Origin of the sequence: Pseudoalteromonas sp. ASV78 (assembly GCF_047806705.1) — a bacterium.
In the GTDB taxonomy this organism is placed as follows: domain Bacteria; phylum Pseudomonadota; class Gammaproteobacteria; order Enterobacterales; family Alteromonadaceae; genus Pseudoalteromonas; species Pseudoalteromonas prydzensis_A.
This window is the reverse complement of the sequence record NZ_JBLOPA010000001.1, coordinates 841350-857125: the sequence shown is the minus strand read 5'-3', so window position 1 is coordinate 857125 and position 15776 is coordinate 841350. Positions and strand designations below refer to the sequence as shown.

Below are 15776 nucleotides of genomic sequence, written 5' to 3'. Positions count from 1 at the left end.
TAACGATAGACACTCGCAAATGGCAAGGGCTAAATCGCGAGAGATAGTCTGTAGGAAGCCGCTAGCATTCTTTATAAAAGTAAGTGCGAGCTGATGAACAAAAACATCATATTGTAATGGTCAACTAATTTTGGAGAGATTCTAATGCGGCATTTTTTAATTCATTATATTTCTGATGCGGTGTCATATAATCAAGCGTTGAATGCCTGCGTTTGTAATTGTAAAACTGAATATAATTACCTACTTCACTTATCACTAAGCGATTAAAACTCAATGTAAATGAATAGAAAAAGTCAGGCGGTCCAGTATCAGGCTCGAAATTTCTCGAGTTTACCTTTCGTTACGGCCAAGTGCAGATCCACGAACAGGCGTTAAAGAAGTTTAAAGCAAATGTCAGGGAGCTCACTAACCGCAACTGGGGGATCTCAATGACCCTACAAATTCATAAACTCACACAGTATTTGCGCGGCTGGGGACACTACTACCTGATAGCCAACGCTTATCAGCTAACGGTGGATTTAGATCATTGGGTCTGCGTAGGATAAGGATGTGTTACTGGCGACAATGACGCTCTTTATAAAGGTATAGCACGCACTAAAGTACGCAGTTTAATGAAATTGGGTGCTAGCGAACGACTCGCCATAGCCTGTGGTATCACCAGTAAAGGCCCTTGTAGAAGCTCAAAAACAAAAGGAATTAACATTGCGCTAGGCAATAACTACTTAGCTTCACAAGGTTTAGTGTCATTGAGAGATATTTGGATCAATATTCATTACGGGAGATGAACCCCTATTGCACTTTCTGCTAATAAAAAGCGCATGATGGATGGTGTGGGGGCCGGAAGTTAGAAACCTCCGGCTACCCGATTATAGTGCGTTTTCAAAACCACATGATAAGCACATTCCACTATCAGCATGTAGTTTGTTACCTTCGCAACCTTCTTCCTCACATTGCCGTTCTAAGAGTGTTCCGGTACGGTTACATATGCAACAATCATAAACAGCCATGCCTTTCTTTTGTTGGTAAGTTTCTCCAATACCATCCATGAATTCATGGTCGAAGAAATCCATTTCTGAAACTATTTTATAACAATCAGGGCAATGAACCGATCTAGTTTTTTTCTCAAAGTTAAAATACTTCAGCACTAAAGATGGGCTTAATGCTTGTACTACTACTGTAAATTCATTAAGCAATCCGTTAACTAGGTATGCGTTACTATTAGCTTCTTCTTTAAAATGCCTAATTGAGTTTACTGGCGAATTACCTAAATACCGTTTTCTAGATTTAAACCAGTCTTTATCGTCAGAAAAATGATGATAGGTAAATAAGATAAACTCTAGTACCTCTTCTGGTTTCACTGATAGATTTTTATCGACGGTATGCATTACTTTATTTCTAATTATTCTTAAGCGTTCATTCCATTGAATGAACTTGTCAGGGAATCTAACTTCACAAACCGTATCGTGCACCTTTATCAGATCTTGTGCATCAAGAGACCTAAAAGCAGAAAAAAAGGTATCATTTTTATTACAGTTTTTTGGCCATGATTGAGGGTTTCCTGAAATTAAAAGATATGGAGAAATATCTACTATTTTCCCTTTTATATAAAATTCTACAGCTTGCTGTACCAAAGCAGTGGAAGTAATTAAAGTCTGTTTGGCTGAATCCCAATATCTATCTGCTTCATTAGCATGAGGAGAGTCTTCTATCAGTCCTAAGACTTCATCAAACTCACTTAATAGCTCAACGACTGAGTCCCAAGAAGAGTTTAAATAATCTTCAGAGGTTTTAAAAAAATCTTCTTTTGTTGGAAAGTCTATAATCAAAAGTTAACCCTGTATTGGTGAAGCACTATAACGCCCGCAAAACCGGACAATTTGGAGCGCAGCGGAAAATTGTTCCGCGTGGTTGCGCTTGTTATGTTGGCTACTATAGGCATTTGATTATGCTAATAAAATACCGCAAGGAAAAACAAAACTTCGTGACATCCACTGAAATACGCCAACTATCCCTGCGAAATTTACCTTCTAGCATACACCACCCCGTCCAATATTCTGCGCCACTCTCGTTCTTCACGAATTCTAGATTATATGTAGTAGCGTGGATTATCTTGTTGCAGCACTCTCGAAGGGATGGTTTAAAAACTCCTTCATGTACTTTGACTATGGACTCAAAATGTTCAAATGATTCCTGATCTGCCGAGTAGTTAGGATTATCTTCTATTGAGAAGTCATAACTATCTTGTAAAACTCTTGTCCTCGTAGCACACAAGATCAAATGACTACTAACAGTTTCAGACAGCCACTCAATGTAATCAGAATGTTCGATTTCAAACTCGCTGACTAAGTATTCTTCTTTCTTTTCTGAGCTGTATGACTCAAGCAGCGTAGATACATGGTTTTTACTGGCAGATGCAAGCTGCTCAATGTAATAGGCTTCATTTACAATCGAATTATAATAGATAGGATGAGACATATTTACTCAGTAAACATAACGCCTGCAGTTGCGGAAAACTTGTAGCGACGAAGGAGCGAAAAGGTTTTCCGCCAACCTGCGCTTGTTATGTTTTTTTAACAACATCCCACTCTCTTTTTAGCACTGCTTGTGACGTGCTAATAACAGTATTGTAAGCATCAAAAAAAACTTTATCCTCTTTGCCAGATGAGGCGCCTGCCGCATTAACCATACTCTCTATCTCTTTAAACAACTTAGCATGATCTTCTTCAGCAGGATTAATCATTAACCTGACTTTATGTTGGATGTGAATAATTCGTTGATACTCATCATTCTCTAAGTCTTCATATGTACCTGTTGACCAATAATGAAGACAATTTGAAGTAACCTCTACTACCAGCTCCCTTAACTCATTAATCCAAGCTTGCCGCATTGGCCCTAGCAATTGTTGCTTCGCTAATTGCAATGTCGCTTTCGATTGGTTTTTAGATATATAAAGAGATACCAGCGGTCCTACCACAACGGCAAGAGCGGCAATCATCAACGATATAACGGATATTAATTGTGGATCAATTTTCATTCTTCACTACCAATAGAACATAACGCCCTGTTAAGGGGTGAGCAACGCAATACTGAAGCTGCCGCAAACCACCTTAATCACTTTAACCAACGCATAGTAAAAATGCCACGCGTTGCGAATCCCTCTTGAACAGTTTGTTAGCTTAATTGCCACGATAAGGTATCGGTGTTTTTGTTACTTGCACTGCCGATAAATTGGATTTAGCAAGCAGCAACTCGAGTGATTTTTTCGCAAGATCCGAATGAGGGTTTGGACCAATGATCAATTCCTTTACACAACTGCTATTAACATTTAGCCGAACATAAGGAATTAAGAAATAGTCAGAACTACGTAAGTGGATATTTATATGTTCTTGCCCATAGACAACGTACCGCCACTCACACTCTTCCTTAAAGCCTGCATCTTTCATTAGTGTACATGCAACTTGAGCTTTCGAAATAAAGTCTGAGATTGCGGACTGATTATCACCGTTCGGAGACATGGGTTCATTGATATAGTCTGTCAATAAATCTTTAGCATATTCATATTTAAATTCATCATCATATATAACTGGGTAAAGAAGGCTCTTAGTATTAAGCTCTGATTCAAAGTTTGGAGAAATACCTATAGAGACACCATGCCCATTGGGGGTATAAGCTCTCCACTGACTCAATAGATCTTTCTGACTTGTCAATGAAAGAACAAAAACTCCAGCGTCCTGCGCGAAGGACAAGTTTGTTCCAATTGTTTCAGTGAATCGGAAAAAAGATTCTAAACCACCTAAATGTTGTAGGATTAGGGGATTTCCTTGATTTTCAACTTTAAACTCTGTGAAAACATCTTTGAGCACTCTGAACCCATGAAAATACTCCTGATGATCATTGAGAAAATTTATTTCACTAACCCAAAAAGATAGTTTCCCACTTCCTTTTACAATGTTATTGATTGCATCAAATGATGTGTAATGCCAAAGAGCATCAGGTTTGTCTTGATGCAAGTATTCAAGGTAGTCTTTATACAACTCTATCTCCATTACCTAAATTATTAAGCTAACGCCAAGCTAAGCGGCGCGCGTCAGCGCGTCCTTGCTTGAGCGCCTTGTTAAATTGCGCTTAAAAATTCTTGATATGTTTAGTTAAATTGCTAGCCATTTCCACATATGCCCTTGCATCACTTTCGCTTAAACTAAGCTCTTCAGCGTGAGCTGATTTATTTCTCAGCTGACGCAGCTTCTTATAGATTACAAGCTGCTTATCATCTAGAACTTTACATTGATGTAAGTAGTCACCTAGTTTTGGATCGTTTCGAAATACATCGCTAGGAGGCTGACTCCAGAATGAACTAGCAACTTCAACTGCCGCTGCCTCAAGCTCAATCCAAGCTTCAATAATGGCAGCGCGTGTGGAATATGAAACAAGATCTAGTGCTTTAGACGGTGTAGGCACACCCAATGGAGGCTGATTGTCTTCTTCTGGTAGAGCATCGCTTACCTTAGACTTTAAGTCTTGTACTTCTTGAGAAAACTCAAGCTCTAATTCTTTATATTTAAGCTTCTTCATTAATGGAACAAGTTCAACAATTGGTTTCCGTAATAAAAATACGAGACCGATCACAGCGCTTGGCCATGCAAGTGCTTTGACTATCTCTGAAATAAATGTAAAACCATCCATATAACTTCATGTTCCGTTTAGCAATTTAACAGCTTATTCAAAGGATCTAAACCCGGGAGTTGCAGACAGAAGATCCTTTGAATTTTTCAATGTTTTCAGTCTACCTCTGTATCTAAATGTAAATCAAGGGATTTGTATTTGTTGTTTTTTTGTTATTGTAAAATACAAGAAATAACCCCGCGAGTTGTTGAAAAAAACTCAAACACAATTACTGTTTATCTATGGCTATGTCGTAGTTAAGTGTGGGTAGGCGAGAATTCATTTCATAAAGCTTTTTTAACCATGTTTGATCTGAGCATTCCTTGTTATCTTCTATTTGTGCTATAACAGCCGATTTGTAGCGCAAGGCTGGCTTGCGCTACAAATTGATATTACTTTAGCGAGTGTTCGAATGCGCCCACATCACCTGGGAATACAACCGGTGAATCAATGCCGTCTTTATTCACTGCGGCTACACCAAAGTAATAGTTGTCGATCACTACATTAGTGAGCGTTGCTTCGTTTACATTACCCACATAACGGCTAAACTGCCATTGTGGCTCACTGGTATAACGCCAGTAAATTCTGTAACCAACCGTTGTTTTATCGCTGTTCTTTTGCCATTTTAAGGTGGTGCTCGGTTGCACTGCACCTGATATTTCAACCCCTGTTGGTGGCGCGGGTGCCCACGCCATAGCTGCAAGGCTCACTGCATTGAGTGAGGTTAGTTTTGCTGTGTAATCAAAATCAACACCGTCGATGGTGTCACCATAAACAATGCCATCTTCAGTGCGTAAATCTTGGTGCTGATGATTGTAGTTTTCGTTAGTTTCCATCACCCGCACAGCGGCATAGCCCATGTCGTTAAATGGACGATGATGACCGCCTCGGCCAAAACGATCGAGTCGATACACGAGCATAGTATCTAAATTTGGAATGTAGCGATCGGCAATGGTATCAATATAACGGGCTAAGTTGCGGCTTGCAGAGTCGACCTCACCACCGGTAAAACGGCGTTTATGGGCTTGCTCTTTGGTTTCAATGACACGTGTGCCCTCTGAGAATATACGTGCGGTGGTGTTATCGGTTACACCATTGATGCCGGTAATATTTCCGATCATGTCATTATTGAGCACACCATGAACTTGCCAGCCTTGCTGCTTTGCATAATCCGCTAAAATCTTACCACCAAACAGGCCTTGCTCTTCACCTGAAAGCGCCGCATAGACAATCGAGCCGTTAAACTGATACTTTGACAAGACGCGGGCTGATTCAATAACGCCAGCCACTCCCGATGCATTATCATTCGCGCCAGGTGAGTCACTGGTAAAATCCATCACATCACTGACCCGAGAATCAATATCGCCCGACATCATTACCATACGATTAGGCTGATCAGTACCACGTTGGATCGCAATGATATTGACCACTTCGACAGGGTTTGGAATACGTTTTTCACCTGAAATTGTGTCTTTAACTTCTAAAACCTCTAAACAGCCGCCACACTCGGCAGATATTTTTTCAAACTCAGCCTTTATCCAACGCCTTGCAGCACCGATACCTCGGGTATTTGATTTAGTCTCGGACAAGGTGTGACGGGTACCAAAATCAACTAAGGTTTGAATGTCATTTTCAATCCGCTTAGCCGATACCGACGCGGCAATATCATGAAGTTTGGTTTGATCTTGATGATCTGGTTCGACCGCCAGCGTGCTAGTGGCAATAAACAGTGTACCAATAAGTATTGCAGGTTTACAGGATGCAAGAAGGTGGCTTTGTTGCTCAAACATGGTTGATGCTCTTTTATTGTTGATGAATGAATACCCAAACCACAATACGTGAGTGATTAAATGCTGCAAATAATTTTGAGACTAACAACTGATTAACTCGTTTAATCACCGATTAGTGAAATAATCAGTATAATAATTAGTGCAAGCCCACTGTGATAGTGGGCTAACTGAACTAAGCTTTACGTAAATAATTACACAACGCCCTGCTCTATCATTGCATCGGCAACTCGGCGAAACGCCGCAATATTAGCGCCTAACACTAAATTGCCTGGCTCACCAAACTCAGCAGCGGTATTGCTTGCGGTATCAAAAATATTTTTCATGATCTGTTGCAGCTTAGTATCCACTTCTGCAAACGTCCACGTTTGCATACTGGCATTTTGCGCCATTTCTAATTGGCTTGTTGCAACACCACCGGCATTGGCGGCTTTACCTGGCCCGTAAGCAATATTAGCATCGAGAAACACATCGATGGCCGCTTTCGTGCTTGGCATATTTGCACCTTCACTCACCAGAATACAGCCATTATTAATTAGCGCCTGTGCATCGGACTCGGTCAACTCGTTTTGTGTCGCACAGGGAAAAGCCGCATCAGCGACAAAACGCCACACCGCATGGCCATCATCGGGATAATCTGCAGCAGAAATATATTGCGCATCGCTGTGTTTATCTACATAACGGGCTAAACTTGCCCGCTCACCTTCTTTGAGCTGTTTAACATGTGCCAGATCAATACCCGCTTCATGATAAAGCGTGCCCGTTGAATCACTACAAGTGATCGGGGTTGCCCCTAACTGATAGAGTTTTTCCATCGCATAAATTGCGACATTGCCAGCGCCAGACACTAAGCAGCGCTTACCTTGCAAGCTACCATCGCGTGCTTGCAGCATATAATTAGCAAAATATACCGCACCATAGCCAGTAGCTTCTTTGCGTACTAGTGAGCCACCCCACAATAAACTTTTACCCGTAAAGGCGCCGTCGTAACGACCGGTTAAACGTTTATACTGACCAAACATATAGCCTATTTCACGCGCCCCCACGCCAATATCACCCGCTGGTACGTCAGTTGTTGGGCCGATATGGCGATACAATTCGTTCATAAATGATTGGCAAAAGCGCATTATTTCAGCATCGGAGCGACCTTTAGGATCAAAATTAGCGCCGCCTTTACCGCCACCAATGGCTAAACCCGTTAATGCATTTTTAAAAATTTGCTCAAATCCTAAAAATTTTATGATGCTGGCATTTACACTGGGGTGAAAACGTAAACCGCCTTTGTATGGCCCTAAGCTTGAGTTAAATTCAATCCGGTAGCCTTTATTGACTTGAATGTTACCGTTATCATCAAGCCAAGGCACTCTAAACATAATTTGCCGTTCAGGTTCAACTAAGCGTTGGATGATGGCGTTTTTTTGGTATTTACTCACGTTTTCGAGTATTGGTTCAAGAGACTCAAGCACTTCTTCAACGGCTTGATAGAATTCGCATTGTGCGGGACTGGTGTGTTTTAACTGCGCAATGGTAGTGTGGATATAATTCATAATTATTCTTCCGTGTTAAATGTTTTTGTTGTATCAAATATTGAAATAGACGTGGTCAAGTTTATGTTTCATACAGTAACAGTCTTAAAATAATGGAAATTTTTAACACTGTAGCATGCTATGGGGGGATATTTAACGGCCAGTAACGTGAATAATATTTGAGAAGATAAAGCACTGCATCAATTTTTACTCACTTTAAGTGAATAAATAAGCTTTTATTATAATACTACTTCAAGCGAGCGACAAATTGGCAGTAATGTAACTTTAGGTGGGTAAGTAAAAAGCAAAGATATGTCGTATCTAGTGGAGTTTATATCTTAGATCCCTCAAGATACGACTAATGCATTATTCGCCGCTAACAGTTGGGCGCAGTTGTAGCTGAATACCGGTTAAAAAATTACGTAAAATTTGATCATTACAAACACGGTAATGTTTGTTATCCGCTTTGCGTGAAAAAGCACTTAACTCATGCTTGCTTAAATTAAAATCGGTTAAGGCAAGCACCTCAATCACATCTTCTGTTTTCATATTCAATGCGATACGCAATTTCATTAAAATAATATTATTATTTAGTTTGCTCTCTGGAAGCGGCTGTTCACCCTCGCGTCTACCACGTTTTGTATTGATAAAGCCATTTAGAAAAGTCGCAAATTCAGTGTCACTTGGCTCTACATGCCCTGCTTCACTTTCTTTGGTCAGCCAACCTGTCACTTGCAGTGGTGTGACGACATGATCGGCCGCTGCAAAAATTTCAATCATATTAGTATCAGTTAAATTAAAGGTATAACGCAGACGACGTAAAATATCATTATTAGTCAAAGTAAATTCCAGAGTAAGATAAGACAACCAAGCAAGTATTGCTGGCTTATTAAGAAGCCGCACAGTTTAACAGAGTTAATGAGGCGCCCCTATTGATATTTTACTCAATCCCCAATCCAATCTGCCAGTACCGACATGACACCACTGATGCTTGATTTAACCCAGCTCCCCCATAGCAGTCTATTAGCCAATATACGCAGCCCGTATGGATTATTACGCATCGTGGAAAACGGCCAATATCGCTGGTTTACCCTTGGCGATGATCACGTTATACAAGGCGTTATGGATAAAACCCAGCCAGATTTACTCTGTGCGCCTGTTAATCAGGCAATGTTTATCAGCCTATTGCCTATCACAGCAAACACTCAGTTACTCAATTTAGGTGCTGGTAGTGGTTGCTTTGAACGCGCCTTAAAGGAGTCCGCTATTAAGCTCACCTCAGTTGAAATCAGCGCTGATATTATTGCAGCAGCGCAGAAGTATTTTTTACTCGACGAAACTACGCCAATTATTAATGATTGCGCTGAGCATTTTATTGCCCAGTGCCAGCAGCGTTTTGATGTGATTTTAATCGATATTTTTAGCGCCCAGTCACAACAAGCACTGTTACAAAAGCACGCGTTTTGGCATGCCTGTTTTACTCACCTTACGCCACGTGGGAAAATAGCCATCAATCTCGCCCCAAGCAACGAGCAACAGGTGATCAACTTACTGTTATTACTGCGCTCATTGTTTAACGAGTTTATTGTGATTGAATTTAAGCAGTTTAAAAATATTGTCGTGATCGCCAGTAATGCCAGTTTAGCTGGCATTACAATAGAGAATATACAACTGTGCGACAATATTAATACGGCAAATCTAGCTGAAAATATCAAACAGTTATTGTATACGAAGAATTAAAAACGCGAGCCGGGTTGGCTTAAAAAAGCGAGCTCGGCAGCCGTTGAAGGTCGCCCTAAAATCTCATTGCGGTGCGGGTAACGGGCAAATTGATCAATAATCTTTTTATGGGCAAGTTCATAGTCTTCGTTTGCTAAACCTTTAAATAAAGCTAGTGCAAGGCTATGAATATATTTTGATTCGCTGTGCATAAACGGCATATAAAAAAACACCCGTTGCGACTCGGGCAGTGATTTATCAAAGCCTTTTTCGATTGCAAACTGGGCAAGGGTAAGTGCTTGCGGATCTTGGCTAAATGCGTGTGGTGTATCGCGGTAAATATTACGTGAGAATTGATCAAGCACTATGATCTCCGCTAATGAACCAAGTGCAGTGGTGCGCCAGCTGGCACACTCACCTTGTATTATTGCCATTAACAGGTCTGCAAATTTCGCCCGTATCGTCGCATCCGTTGCTGCTGATTTTTTATACCATCCTGATGGGCCTAGCTCATCAAACCAATAATCAAGAACTTGCTGATATGCGTACATAGTGCCTCCTTTTATAATATTTACGCTTAGCTATTAAACCAAAAAATGACGGCAAAGATCGTAATAACACGACAAAAACACGCCATTGCATAATTAAAATAATTTATTTGCGTAGCTACGCTTAGTTACCAAGCACCTTGGCAGGATCAACACGGGTTGCTTGCCATGCGGGGTAAATGGTTGCCAGTACCGCAAGCATAAAAGTAACTATCACGGTGATCACAATGTCTTGCCAAACCAGCTTGCTGGGTAAAAACTCAATAAAATAAACCCCTTCGAGCGGATTAGCACCGAGTAATTGACTCACTAAAGTAAATAGCTCACTGATATTCAGCGCTAGCATCACACCAATAAAGCTGCCAAGCACTACACCAATAAAGGCTTGGCTAAGCCCTTGTAAAATGAACGTTGCTAAGATTGTACTGTCTTTTGCGCCCATGGTTTTTAAAATGGCAATGTTGGCCTGTTTTTCTCGCACTTCCATCACCAACGATGAAACAATATTAAAACTCGCCACTGCAATAATTAAAAATACCACAATATAAACAATGGTTCTGACCATTTGTATATCTTGATACAAGCTGCCTTGGGTTCTAAACCAGCTAGAAATATACACATAGTCATCGATTGTTTGGCCAACCCGTAGCGCAATTTGGTGCGCTTGAAAAACATCGGTTACCGCTAAACGAAGTCCGGTTACTTGCAGCTGTTCATAGCCAAGCACTGATTGCGCTTTACTTAGATGAATAAATGCCGCCGTACTATCGATTGGCCCACCCATCTCAATAATGCCGGCTAAGGTTAAGGTCACTCTTTTTGGCGCTAATATCTCCGTGCTAGTTTGATTTACTTGGGGGATCAATAAGGTAATTAACTCCCCTTGCTCAACCCCTAACTGTTTTACAATTTGTTGGCCTAAAATAATTTCGTCTTCGCTGATCTGGCTGACCAACTTGCCATGGGTAAACTGGTTAACCGCAGAGACCTCACTTTCAAAAGCAGGATCTACACCGCGTACTTCAACCGCTTTCAGTTCACTTTTATACTGCGCCATACCATTTACGCTTATAAACGGTGCAGCACCGGTGACACCGGGCTGTTGTTTGAGCTTTGCCACTTTTTCAGGCCAATTATCAATCGCGCGATTTGGCGCAACATACTCAACTTGTGGCACAACGCTTAATAAACGATGTACTAGTTGCTGTTCAAAACCATTGATCACTGACAACGCCACGATCAGCACGGCAACACCGAGTAAAATACCAATGGTTGACGCTTTGGCAATAAAGCTAACAAAACCATTTTTTTCATCGCTGCTGCCAGAGCTTGCCCTAAAACGTTTACTTAAATAGGCACTAAGCAACATAGCTGGCCTCTTTGACTGCCAACTTACCATCGTCAAGATACGCAATTTTGCCCAGTTTGTCGGCTAATTCTAAATCATGGGTTACTACCACAAAACTGGTATTTAAACTGCTATTAAGCTCTTTGATCAAATCGTAAATTTTAATTGCGTTTTGTTTATCTAAATTACCTGTCGGCTCATCAGCCAATACCAGATCAGGCTCTGTTACTAATGCGCGCGCAATCGCCACCCGTTGCCGTTCGCCACCTGATAACATCGATGGTTTATGGTCGCAACGATGAGATAAGCCAACTTTTTCAAGCATTGCTAAGGCTTTAACATTGGCCTGTTTAGCGCTGAGACCTTTGATCAATAGAGGCATCGCAACATTTTCTACCGCATTGAATTCCATCAACAAATGATGAAACTGGTAAATAAAGCCTAAATGATCGTTACGAAATTTTGCTTGCTCAGCACGAGATAATTTAGCAACTTGCTGGCCTTTAATTTTAGCAACCCCAGCAGTTTGTGAATCCAAGGTGCCTAAAATATGCAACAAGGTGCTTTTACCAGAGCCAGAACTACCAACAATTGCCAGCATTTCACCTTGTTGTAAGGTTAGATCTATGCCTTTTAATACCTCTACTTCACTGGCACCATCTTGATAGACTTTGCTTAACTGTTGACATTGGATAACTAAATCATTCATAACGCAATACCTCTGCGGGGCTAACATTGGCAGCTTTACGCGCCGGATATAAAGTAGCTAAAAAGCTCATGGTGATGCTACCAACGGCAATAACAGATAAACTCATTACGTCAAATTTAACCGGTAGAGCAATCCCTGTTAACAGGTTTAAACCTATCCCAGCTAACACTTCGTTAATATATGCACTGAGTAACAGGCCAAGTGCTGCGCCAATACTGGTGCCAATCAAACCATTGTATAAACCTTGGATCATAAATACTTGCTGCACTTGCGCGGGGGTTAAACCAAGGGTTTGTAAGATAGCCACTTCACTTTGTTTTTCACTCACCATCATGGTCAACGCAGAGACAATATTAAATACCGCCACTAACACAATAAGCGCGAGCAGCATTGACATAATTCGCTTCTCCATCGCCACCGCGGCAAATAAAGTACCTTGCGATTGACGCCAATCAGTCACCGAATGCTGACTTAAAATATTACTCGCTGATGCGCTAAAGGTATCTAATTCAAAAGGATCGTTGAGGGAAATGCTTAAATTAGGCGCGCTAGTTGCTGGTAGCTTTAACACGCGTTGCAACGATTCGCCACTAGTAAAAGCCAAACTCATATCGATTTCGGAGCCGGTTTCATAAATGGCAGCAACCGTGAATAAACGTTGGCTAGGAACTCGACCAAGTGGTGTATAAGTGGATGCATTAGGCATAATCACTCGCACTTTATCGCCTAAACCAATACCAAGTTTTCTGGTTAAGTAACGGCTAACGGCAATGTTATAGCGCGATGCCATAACGGTTTGCCAGTTACCTTGAACAACTTTATCACTAATTTTATACAAAGACGCGTTATCATCGTACAAGCCTTGCAATAACACGCCATGAAGATCACGGTTGGTTTGCAAAATAGCCTCACCATGGCGATACAAACTCGCATGTTTGACAAACTTTGACGCCAGGATATCATTTTGCAGTTGCGTCATTTGTGCTTGTGTTTGCCCCTCAGCTGCAATTTCAACATGGGGAATAAGGCCCAGCATGTTAGTTTTAAGGTTATTTTCAAACCCATTCATCACTGAGCTGACAGTAAATAATGCCATTAAACCTATAGCGATACCGGCAATGGAGAAAAACGAAATAAACGAGATAAATGCGTTCCCTTTCGAGGAGCGGCTGTATCTCAGCCCGATAAACAGGCTAACAGGTTGAAACATAATTATTTATGGTTACATTTAATGCCAATTCTGGGCTCATACTAGCATAGATAAAGTGCGATTGGGTATGCGCAAAAATGTAAAAATTAATGACAAATCCACTGCTGTATTAAAATTGAGCCACTTTAATTAAACTTTAGTTTAGAGATTTAATAAGATGATCAAGTAATGCGCGCACGTTGGTTGCCACAAACTGCCGCGGTGGATACACCCCCCACACGCCTTCTGGTTTTGGCTGGTTATTGGTTAAAATCGGCACTAAATCCCCCGCTGCTAAGTCTCTTTCAATGTAATAATTCGGCAATTGAATAATACCCAGCCCTTTTTTAGCCGCGTCAGCTAACGCCCAGCCACTGTTACACCGCAATCGCCCTGCTATTTTAATATGTTTGTCACGTCCTTGTTCACAAACACGCCAATAACTACTGTTACCGACTAAACATTGATGATATTGCAATTCAGCTAAGGTATGAGGCTCACCATAACGGGCTAAATACGCTGTTGAGCAGCAAATTACAAAGTGGCGCTCACTTAAACGCCGTGCTTTTAAGCTAGAGTCTTTTAAATGACCCAGACGAATAGCCAAGTCAAAGCCCCCTTCCAGTAGGTTTTCTTGCTCGTTACTCAATGCCATTTCGACTTCAACATCGCTGTGCTGTTGCATAAAGGTGTGCACCGCAGGCATCACAAAACTCTCACCATACATGACTGGCGCGGTGAGTTTGATTTTACCTTTTGGTGTACTTTGTTGTTGTGCCAGTAACCCAGTAGCGTCGTCTAAAGCATGCTGTAACTGCTTAGTCTGGTGTAAAAATACTTCGCCTTCTTTGGTCAGTACAACTTTACGAGTAGTCCGCGTTAATAATTGAGTATTTAAGCGCTGCTCTAATTGTGTTACGTGGCGGCTAATATGCGCCACCGATACCCCTAATATGCTTGCTGCGCGGGTAAAACTGCCTTCTTCGCCCACGGCAATAAACTCATCTATACCTAACCAACGGCTCATTATTACTATACTGTAAAAGTGTTTTATAGAAATGAAGATTATCATTGTTTGAGAAACAAATAAAATAACGCTATTGTTTTAACCATCCATGTAATTAATAAAAAGAGAGAGCCCATGTCAGAGTTCATAAAATCAAAAGCTGCAATAGCTTGGGGACCTAATCAACCACTATCTGTTGAAGAAGTGGATGTGATGATGCCGAAAAAAGGCGAAGTCATGGTTAAAATCACGGCAACGGGTGTGTGCCATACCGATGCGTTTACTCTATCAGGCGCTGATCCTGAAGGTATCTTCCCAGCTATCCTAGGCCATGAAGGTGCAGGTGTAGTGTATGCTGTTGGTGAAGGTGTAACGAGTGTGGCTGTGGGCGATCATGTGATCCCTTTATACACCGCTGAATGTGGCGTGTGTAAAATGTGTACCTCAGGCAAAACAAACCTATGTTCAGCGGTACGCGAAACCCAAGGTAAAGGTTTAATGCCAGATGGCACCACTCGTTTTTTCAAAGATGGTCAACCAATCTACCACTACATGGGCACTTCTACGTTTTCTGAGTACACAGTCCTGCCAGAGATCTCTTTAGCCAAAGTAAATAAAGCAGCCTCTTTAGAAGAAATTTGCTTACTGGGTTGTGGTGTAACAACCGGTATGGGTGCAGTAACCAATACTGCAAAAGTGCAAGCTGGTGATACGGTCGCTATTTTTGGTTTAGGTGGCATCGGTTTATCAGCCATTATTGGCGCGAAAATGGCTGGAGCGTCACGCATTATCGGCATCGACATTAATACCTCCAAGTTCGATCTTGCTACTAAGTTAGGTGCTACCGATTTGATCAACCCAAAAGATTTCGACAAGCCAATCCAAGAAGTGATTGTTGAGATGACCGATGGCGGCGTTGATTTCTCCTTTGAATGTATCGGGAATGTTGATGTTATGCGCTCTGCCCTTGAGTGTTGCCACAAAGGTTGGGGTGAGTCGGTGATCATTGGTGTTGCCGGTGCAGGGCAAGAAATTTCAACTCGCCCGTTCCAGTTAGTCACAGGTCGCGTGTGGCGTGGTAGCGCCTTTGGTGGTGTTAAAGGTCGCTCACAACTACCTGAAATTGTTGAGCGCTACATGGCGGGCGAATTTGCATTAAATGACTTTATTACGCATACCATGGGTCTTGAAGACATTAATGACGCATTTGATCTGATGCATGAAGGTAAAAGTATTCGTACTGTTATCCACTATTAATCAAGGTAGCCACACTGAGTGTGTG

15 protein-coding genes and 1 pseudogene are annotated in these 15776 nt (G+C 41.5%); 3 read left to right on the top strand and 13 right to left on the bottom strand.

All coding sequences use genetic code 11. The features are described 5' to 3' along the window. Nucleotides 1–124: 124 nt before the first annotated feature. Nucleotides 125–256: pseudogene (locus ACMVDV_RS03875) on the bottom strand (IS3 family transposase); the annotation flags it as partial. Between the two features lie 94 nt (nucleotides 257–350). Here ACMVDV_RS03875 and ACMVDV_RS03870 point away from each other — a divergent pair. Continuing rightward, a complete protein-coding gene (locus tag ACMVDV_RS03870) occupies nucleotides 351–545 on the top strand; it encodes a group II intron maturase-specific domain-containing protein (protein ID WP_416157253.1) in 195 nt (64 codons plus the stop codon). Nucleotides 546–866: 321 nt separating this feature from the next. On the opposite strand, the gene ACMVDV_RS03865 is transcribed toward ACMVDV_RS03870, so the two are convergent. From ACMVDV_RS03865 to ACMVDV_RS03835, 7 genes are all read right to left on the bottom strand, one after another. Beyond that, entirely contained in the window at nucleotides 867–1826 is a 960-nt protein-coding gene (locus tag ACMVDV_RS03865; RefSeq protein WP_416157252.1) for a hypothetical protein, read from the bottom strand. Between the two features lie 734 nt (nucleotides 1827–2560). Beyond that, a complete protein-coding gene (locus ACMVDV_RS03860) occupies nucleotides 2561–3034 on the bottom strand; it encodes a hypothetical protein (RefSeq protein ID WP_416157251.1) in 474 nt (157 codons plus the stop codon). Nucleotides 3035–3176: 142 nt separating this feature from the next. Next, nucleotides 3177–4034, bottom strand: coding sequence for a DUF2971 domain-containing protein (locus ACMVDV_RS03855; protein WP_180758396.1), 858 nt, complete (start codon nucleotides 4032–4034; stop codon nucleotides 3177–3179). A 91-nt stretch (nucleotides 4035–4125) separates the two neighbouring features. Further along, nucleotides 4126–4683, bottom strand: coding sequence for a hypothetical protein (locus ACMVDV_RS03850; protein WP_416157250.1), 558 nt, complete (start codon nucleotides 4681–4683; stop codon nucleotides 4126–4128). 371 nt (nucleotides 4684–5054) lie between these two features. Further along, complete coding sequence (locus tag ACMVDV_RS03845; protein WP_416157249.1) at nucleotides 5055–6452, bottom strand: M28 family peptidase; 1398 nt, start codon at nucleotides 6450–6452, stop codon at nucleotides 5055–5057. A 191-nt stretch (nucleotides 6453–6643) separates the two neighbouring features. Continuing rightward, nucleotides 6644–7996: an NADP-specific glutamate dehydrogenase gene (gdhA, locus tag ACMVDV_RS03840; RefSeq protein ID WP_416157248.1), complete on the bottom strand. Its 1353-nt coding sequence runs from the start codon at nucleotides 7994–7996 to the stop codon at nucleotides 6644–6646. Nucleotides 7997–8341: 345 nt separating this feature from the next. Further along, nucleotides 8342–8815: a DUF1456 family protein gene (locus ACMVDV_RS03835; RefSeq protein ID WP_416157247.1), complete on the bottom strand. Its 474-nt coding sequence runs from the start codon at nucleotides 8813–8815 to the stop codon at nucleotides 8342–8344. Between the two features lie 135 nt (nucleotides 8816–8950). Between ACMVDV_RS03835 and ACMVDV_RS03830 the strand changes: the two genes are divergently transcribed. Next, the gene (locus tag ACMVDV_RS03830) at nucleotides 8951–9715 is read left to right on the top strand and encodes a spermidine synthase (protein WP_416157246.1); all 765 of its coding nucleotides are present in this window, start codon (nucleotides 8951–8953) and stop codon (nucleotides 9713–9715) included. Here ACMVDV_RS03830 and ACMVDV_RS03825 read toward each other — a convergent pair. From ACMVDV_RS03825 to ACMVDV_RS03805, 5 genes are all read right to left on the bottom strand, one after another. Then, nucleotides 9712–10245: a DUF924 family protein gene (locus ACMVDV_RS03825; protein ID WP_416157245.1), complete on the bottom strand. Its 534-nt coding sequence runs from the start codon at nucleotides 10243–10245 to the stop codon at nucleotides 9712–9714. The two genes, ACMVDV_RS03830 and ACMVDV_RS03825, sit on opposite strands and share 4 nt — an antisense overlap. 121 nt (nucleotides 10246–10366) lie before the next feature. Beyond that, nucleotides 10367–11611 carry a lipoprotein-releasing ABC transporter permease subunit gene (locus tag ACMVDV_RS03820; protein WP_304185059.1) on the bottom strand — a complete coding sequence of 415 codons (1245 nt, stop codon included), beginning with the start codon at nucleotides 11609–11611 and terminating at the stop codon, nucleotides 10367–10369. Then, nucleotides 11601–12299 carry a lipoprotein-releasing ABC transporter ATP-binding protein LolD gene (gene lolD, locus ACMVDV_RS03815; protein ID WP_416157244.1) on the bottom strand — a complete coding sequence of 233 codons (699 nt, stop codon included), beginning with the start codon at nucleotides 12297–12299 and terminating at the stop codon, nucleotides 11601–11603. The genes ACMVDV_RS03820 and lolD overlap by 11 nt, the downstream gene beginning before the upstream one ends. Further along, on the bottom strand, nucleotides 12292–13509 hold the full coding sequence (locus ACMVDV_RS03810; RefSeq protein WP_416157243.1) for a lipoprotein-releasing ABC transporter permease subunit: 1218 nt from the start codon (nucleotides 13507–13509) through the stop codon (nucleotides 12292–12294). The genes lolD and ACMVDV_RS03810 overlap by 8 nt, the downstream gene beginning before the upstream one ends. A 136-nt stretch (nucleotides 13510–13645) precedes the next feature. Continuing rightward, complete coding sequence (locus ACMVDV_RS03805; RefSeq protein WP_416157242.1) at nucleotides 13646–14515, bottom strand: LysR family transcriptional regulator; 870 nt, start codon at nucleotides 14513–14515, stop codon at nucleotides 13646–13648. Between the two features lie 114 nt (nucleotides 14516–14629). Between ACMVDV_RS03805 and ACMVDV_RS03800 the strand changes: the two genes are divergently transcribed. Next, complete coding sequence (locus ACMVDV_RS03800; protein WP_304185054.1) at nucleotides 14630–15751, top strand: S-(hydroxymethyl)glutathione dehydrogenase/class III alcohol dehydrogenase; 1122 nt, start codon at nucleotides 14630–14632, stop codon at nucleotides 15749–15751. Nucleotides 15752–15776: the final 25 nt, after the last annotated feature.

Bases quoted from the DNA above. Each gene is read 5' to 3' on its own strand.
- ACMVDV_RS03860 (WP_416157251.1), bottom strand. From the start codon at position 3,034: ATGAAAATTGATCCACAATTAATATCCGTTATATCGTTGATGATTGCC.
- ACMVDV_RS03850 (WP_416157250.1), bottom strand. From the start codon at position 4,683: ATGGATGGTTTTACATTTATTTCAGAGATAGTCAAAGCACTTGCATGG.
- ACMVDV_RS03845 (WP_416157249.1), bottom strand. From the start codon at position 6,452: ATGTTTGAGCAACAAAGCCACCTTCTTGCATCCTGTAAACCTGCAATA.
- gdhA (WP_416157248.1), bottom strand. From the start codon at position 7,996: ATGAATTATATCCACACTACCATTGCGCAGTTAAAACACACCAGTCCC.
- ACMVDV_RS03830 (WP_416157246.1), top strand. From the start codon at position 8,951: ATGACACCACTGATGCTTGATTTAACCCAGCTCCCCCATAGCAGTCTA.
- ACMVDV_RS03825 (WP_416157245.1), bottom strand. From the start codon at position 10,245: ATGTACGCATATCAGCAAGTTCTTGATTATTGGTTTGATGAGCTAGGC.
- ACMVDV_RS03820 (WP_304185059.1), bottom strand. From the start codon at position 11,611: ATGTTGCTTAGTGCCTATTTAAGTAAACGTTTTAGGGCAAGCTCTGGC.
- lolD (WP_416157244.1), bottom strand. From the start codon at position 12,299: ATGAATGATTTAGTTATCCAATGTCAACAGTTAAGCAAAGTCTATCAA.
- ACMVDV_RS03810 (WP_416157243.1), bottom strand. From the start codon at position 13,509: ATGTTTCAACCTGTTAGCCTGTTTATCGGGCTGAGATACAGCCGCTCC.
- ACMVDV_RS03805 (WP_416157242.1), bottom strand. From the start codon at position 14,515: ATGAGCCGTTGGTTAGGTATAGATGAGTTTATTGCCGTGGGCGAAGAA.
- ACMVDV_RS03800 (WP_304185054.1), top strand. From the start codon at position 14,630: ATGTCAGAGTTCATAAAATCAAAAGCTGCAATAGCTTGGGGACCTAAT.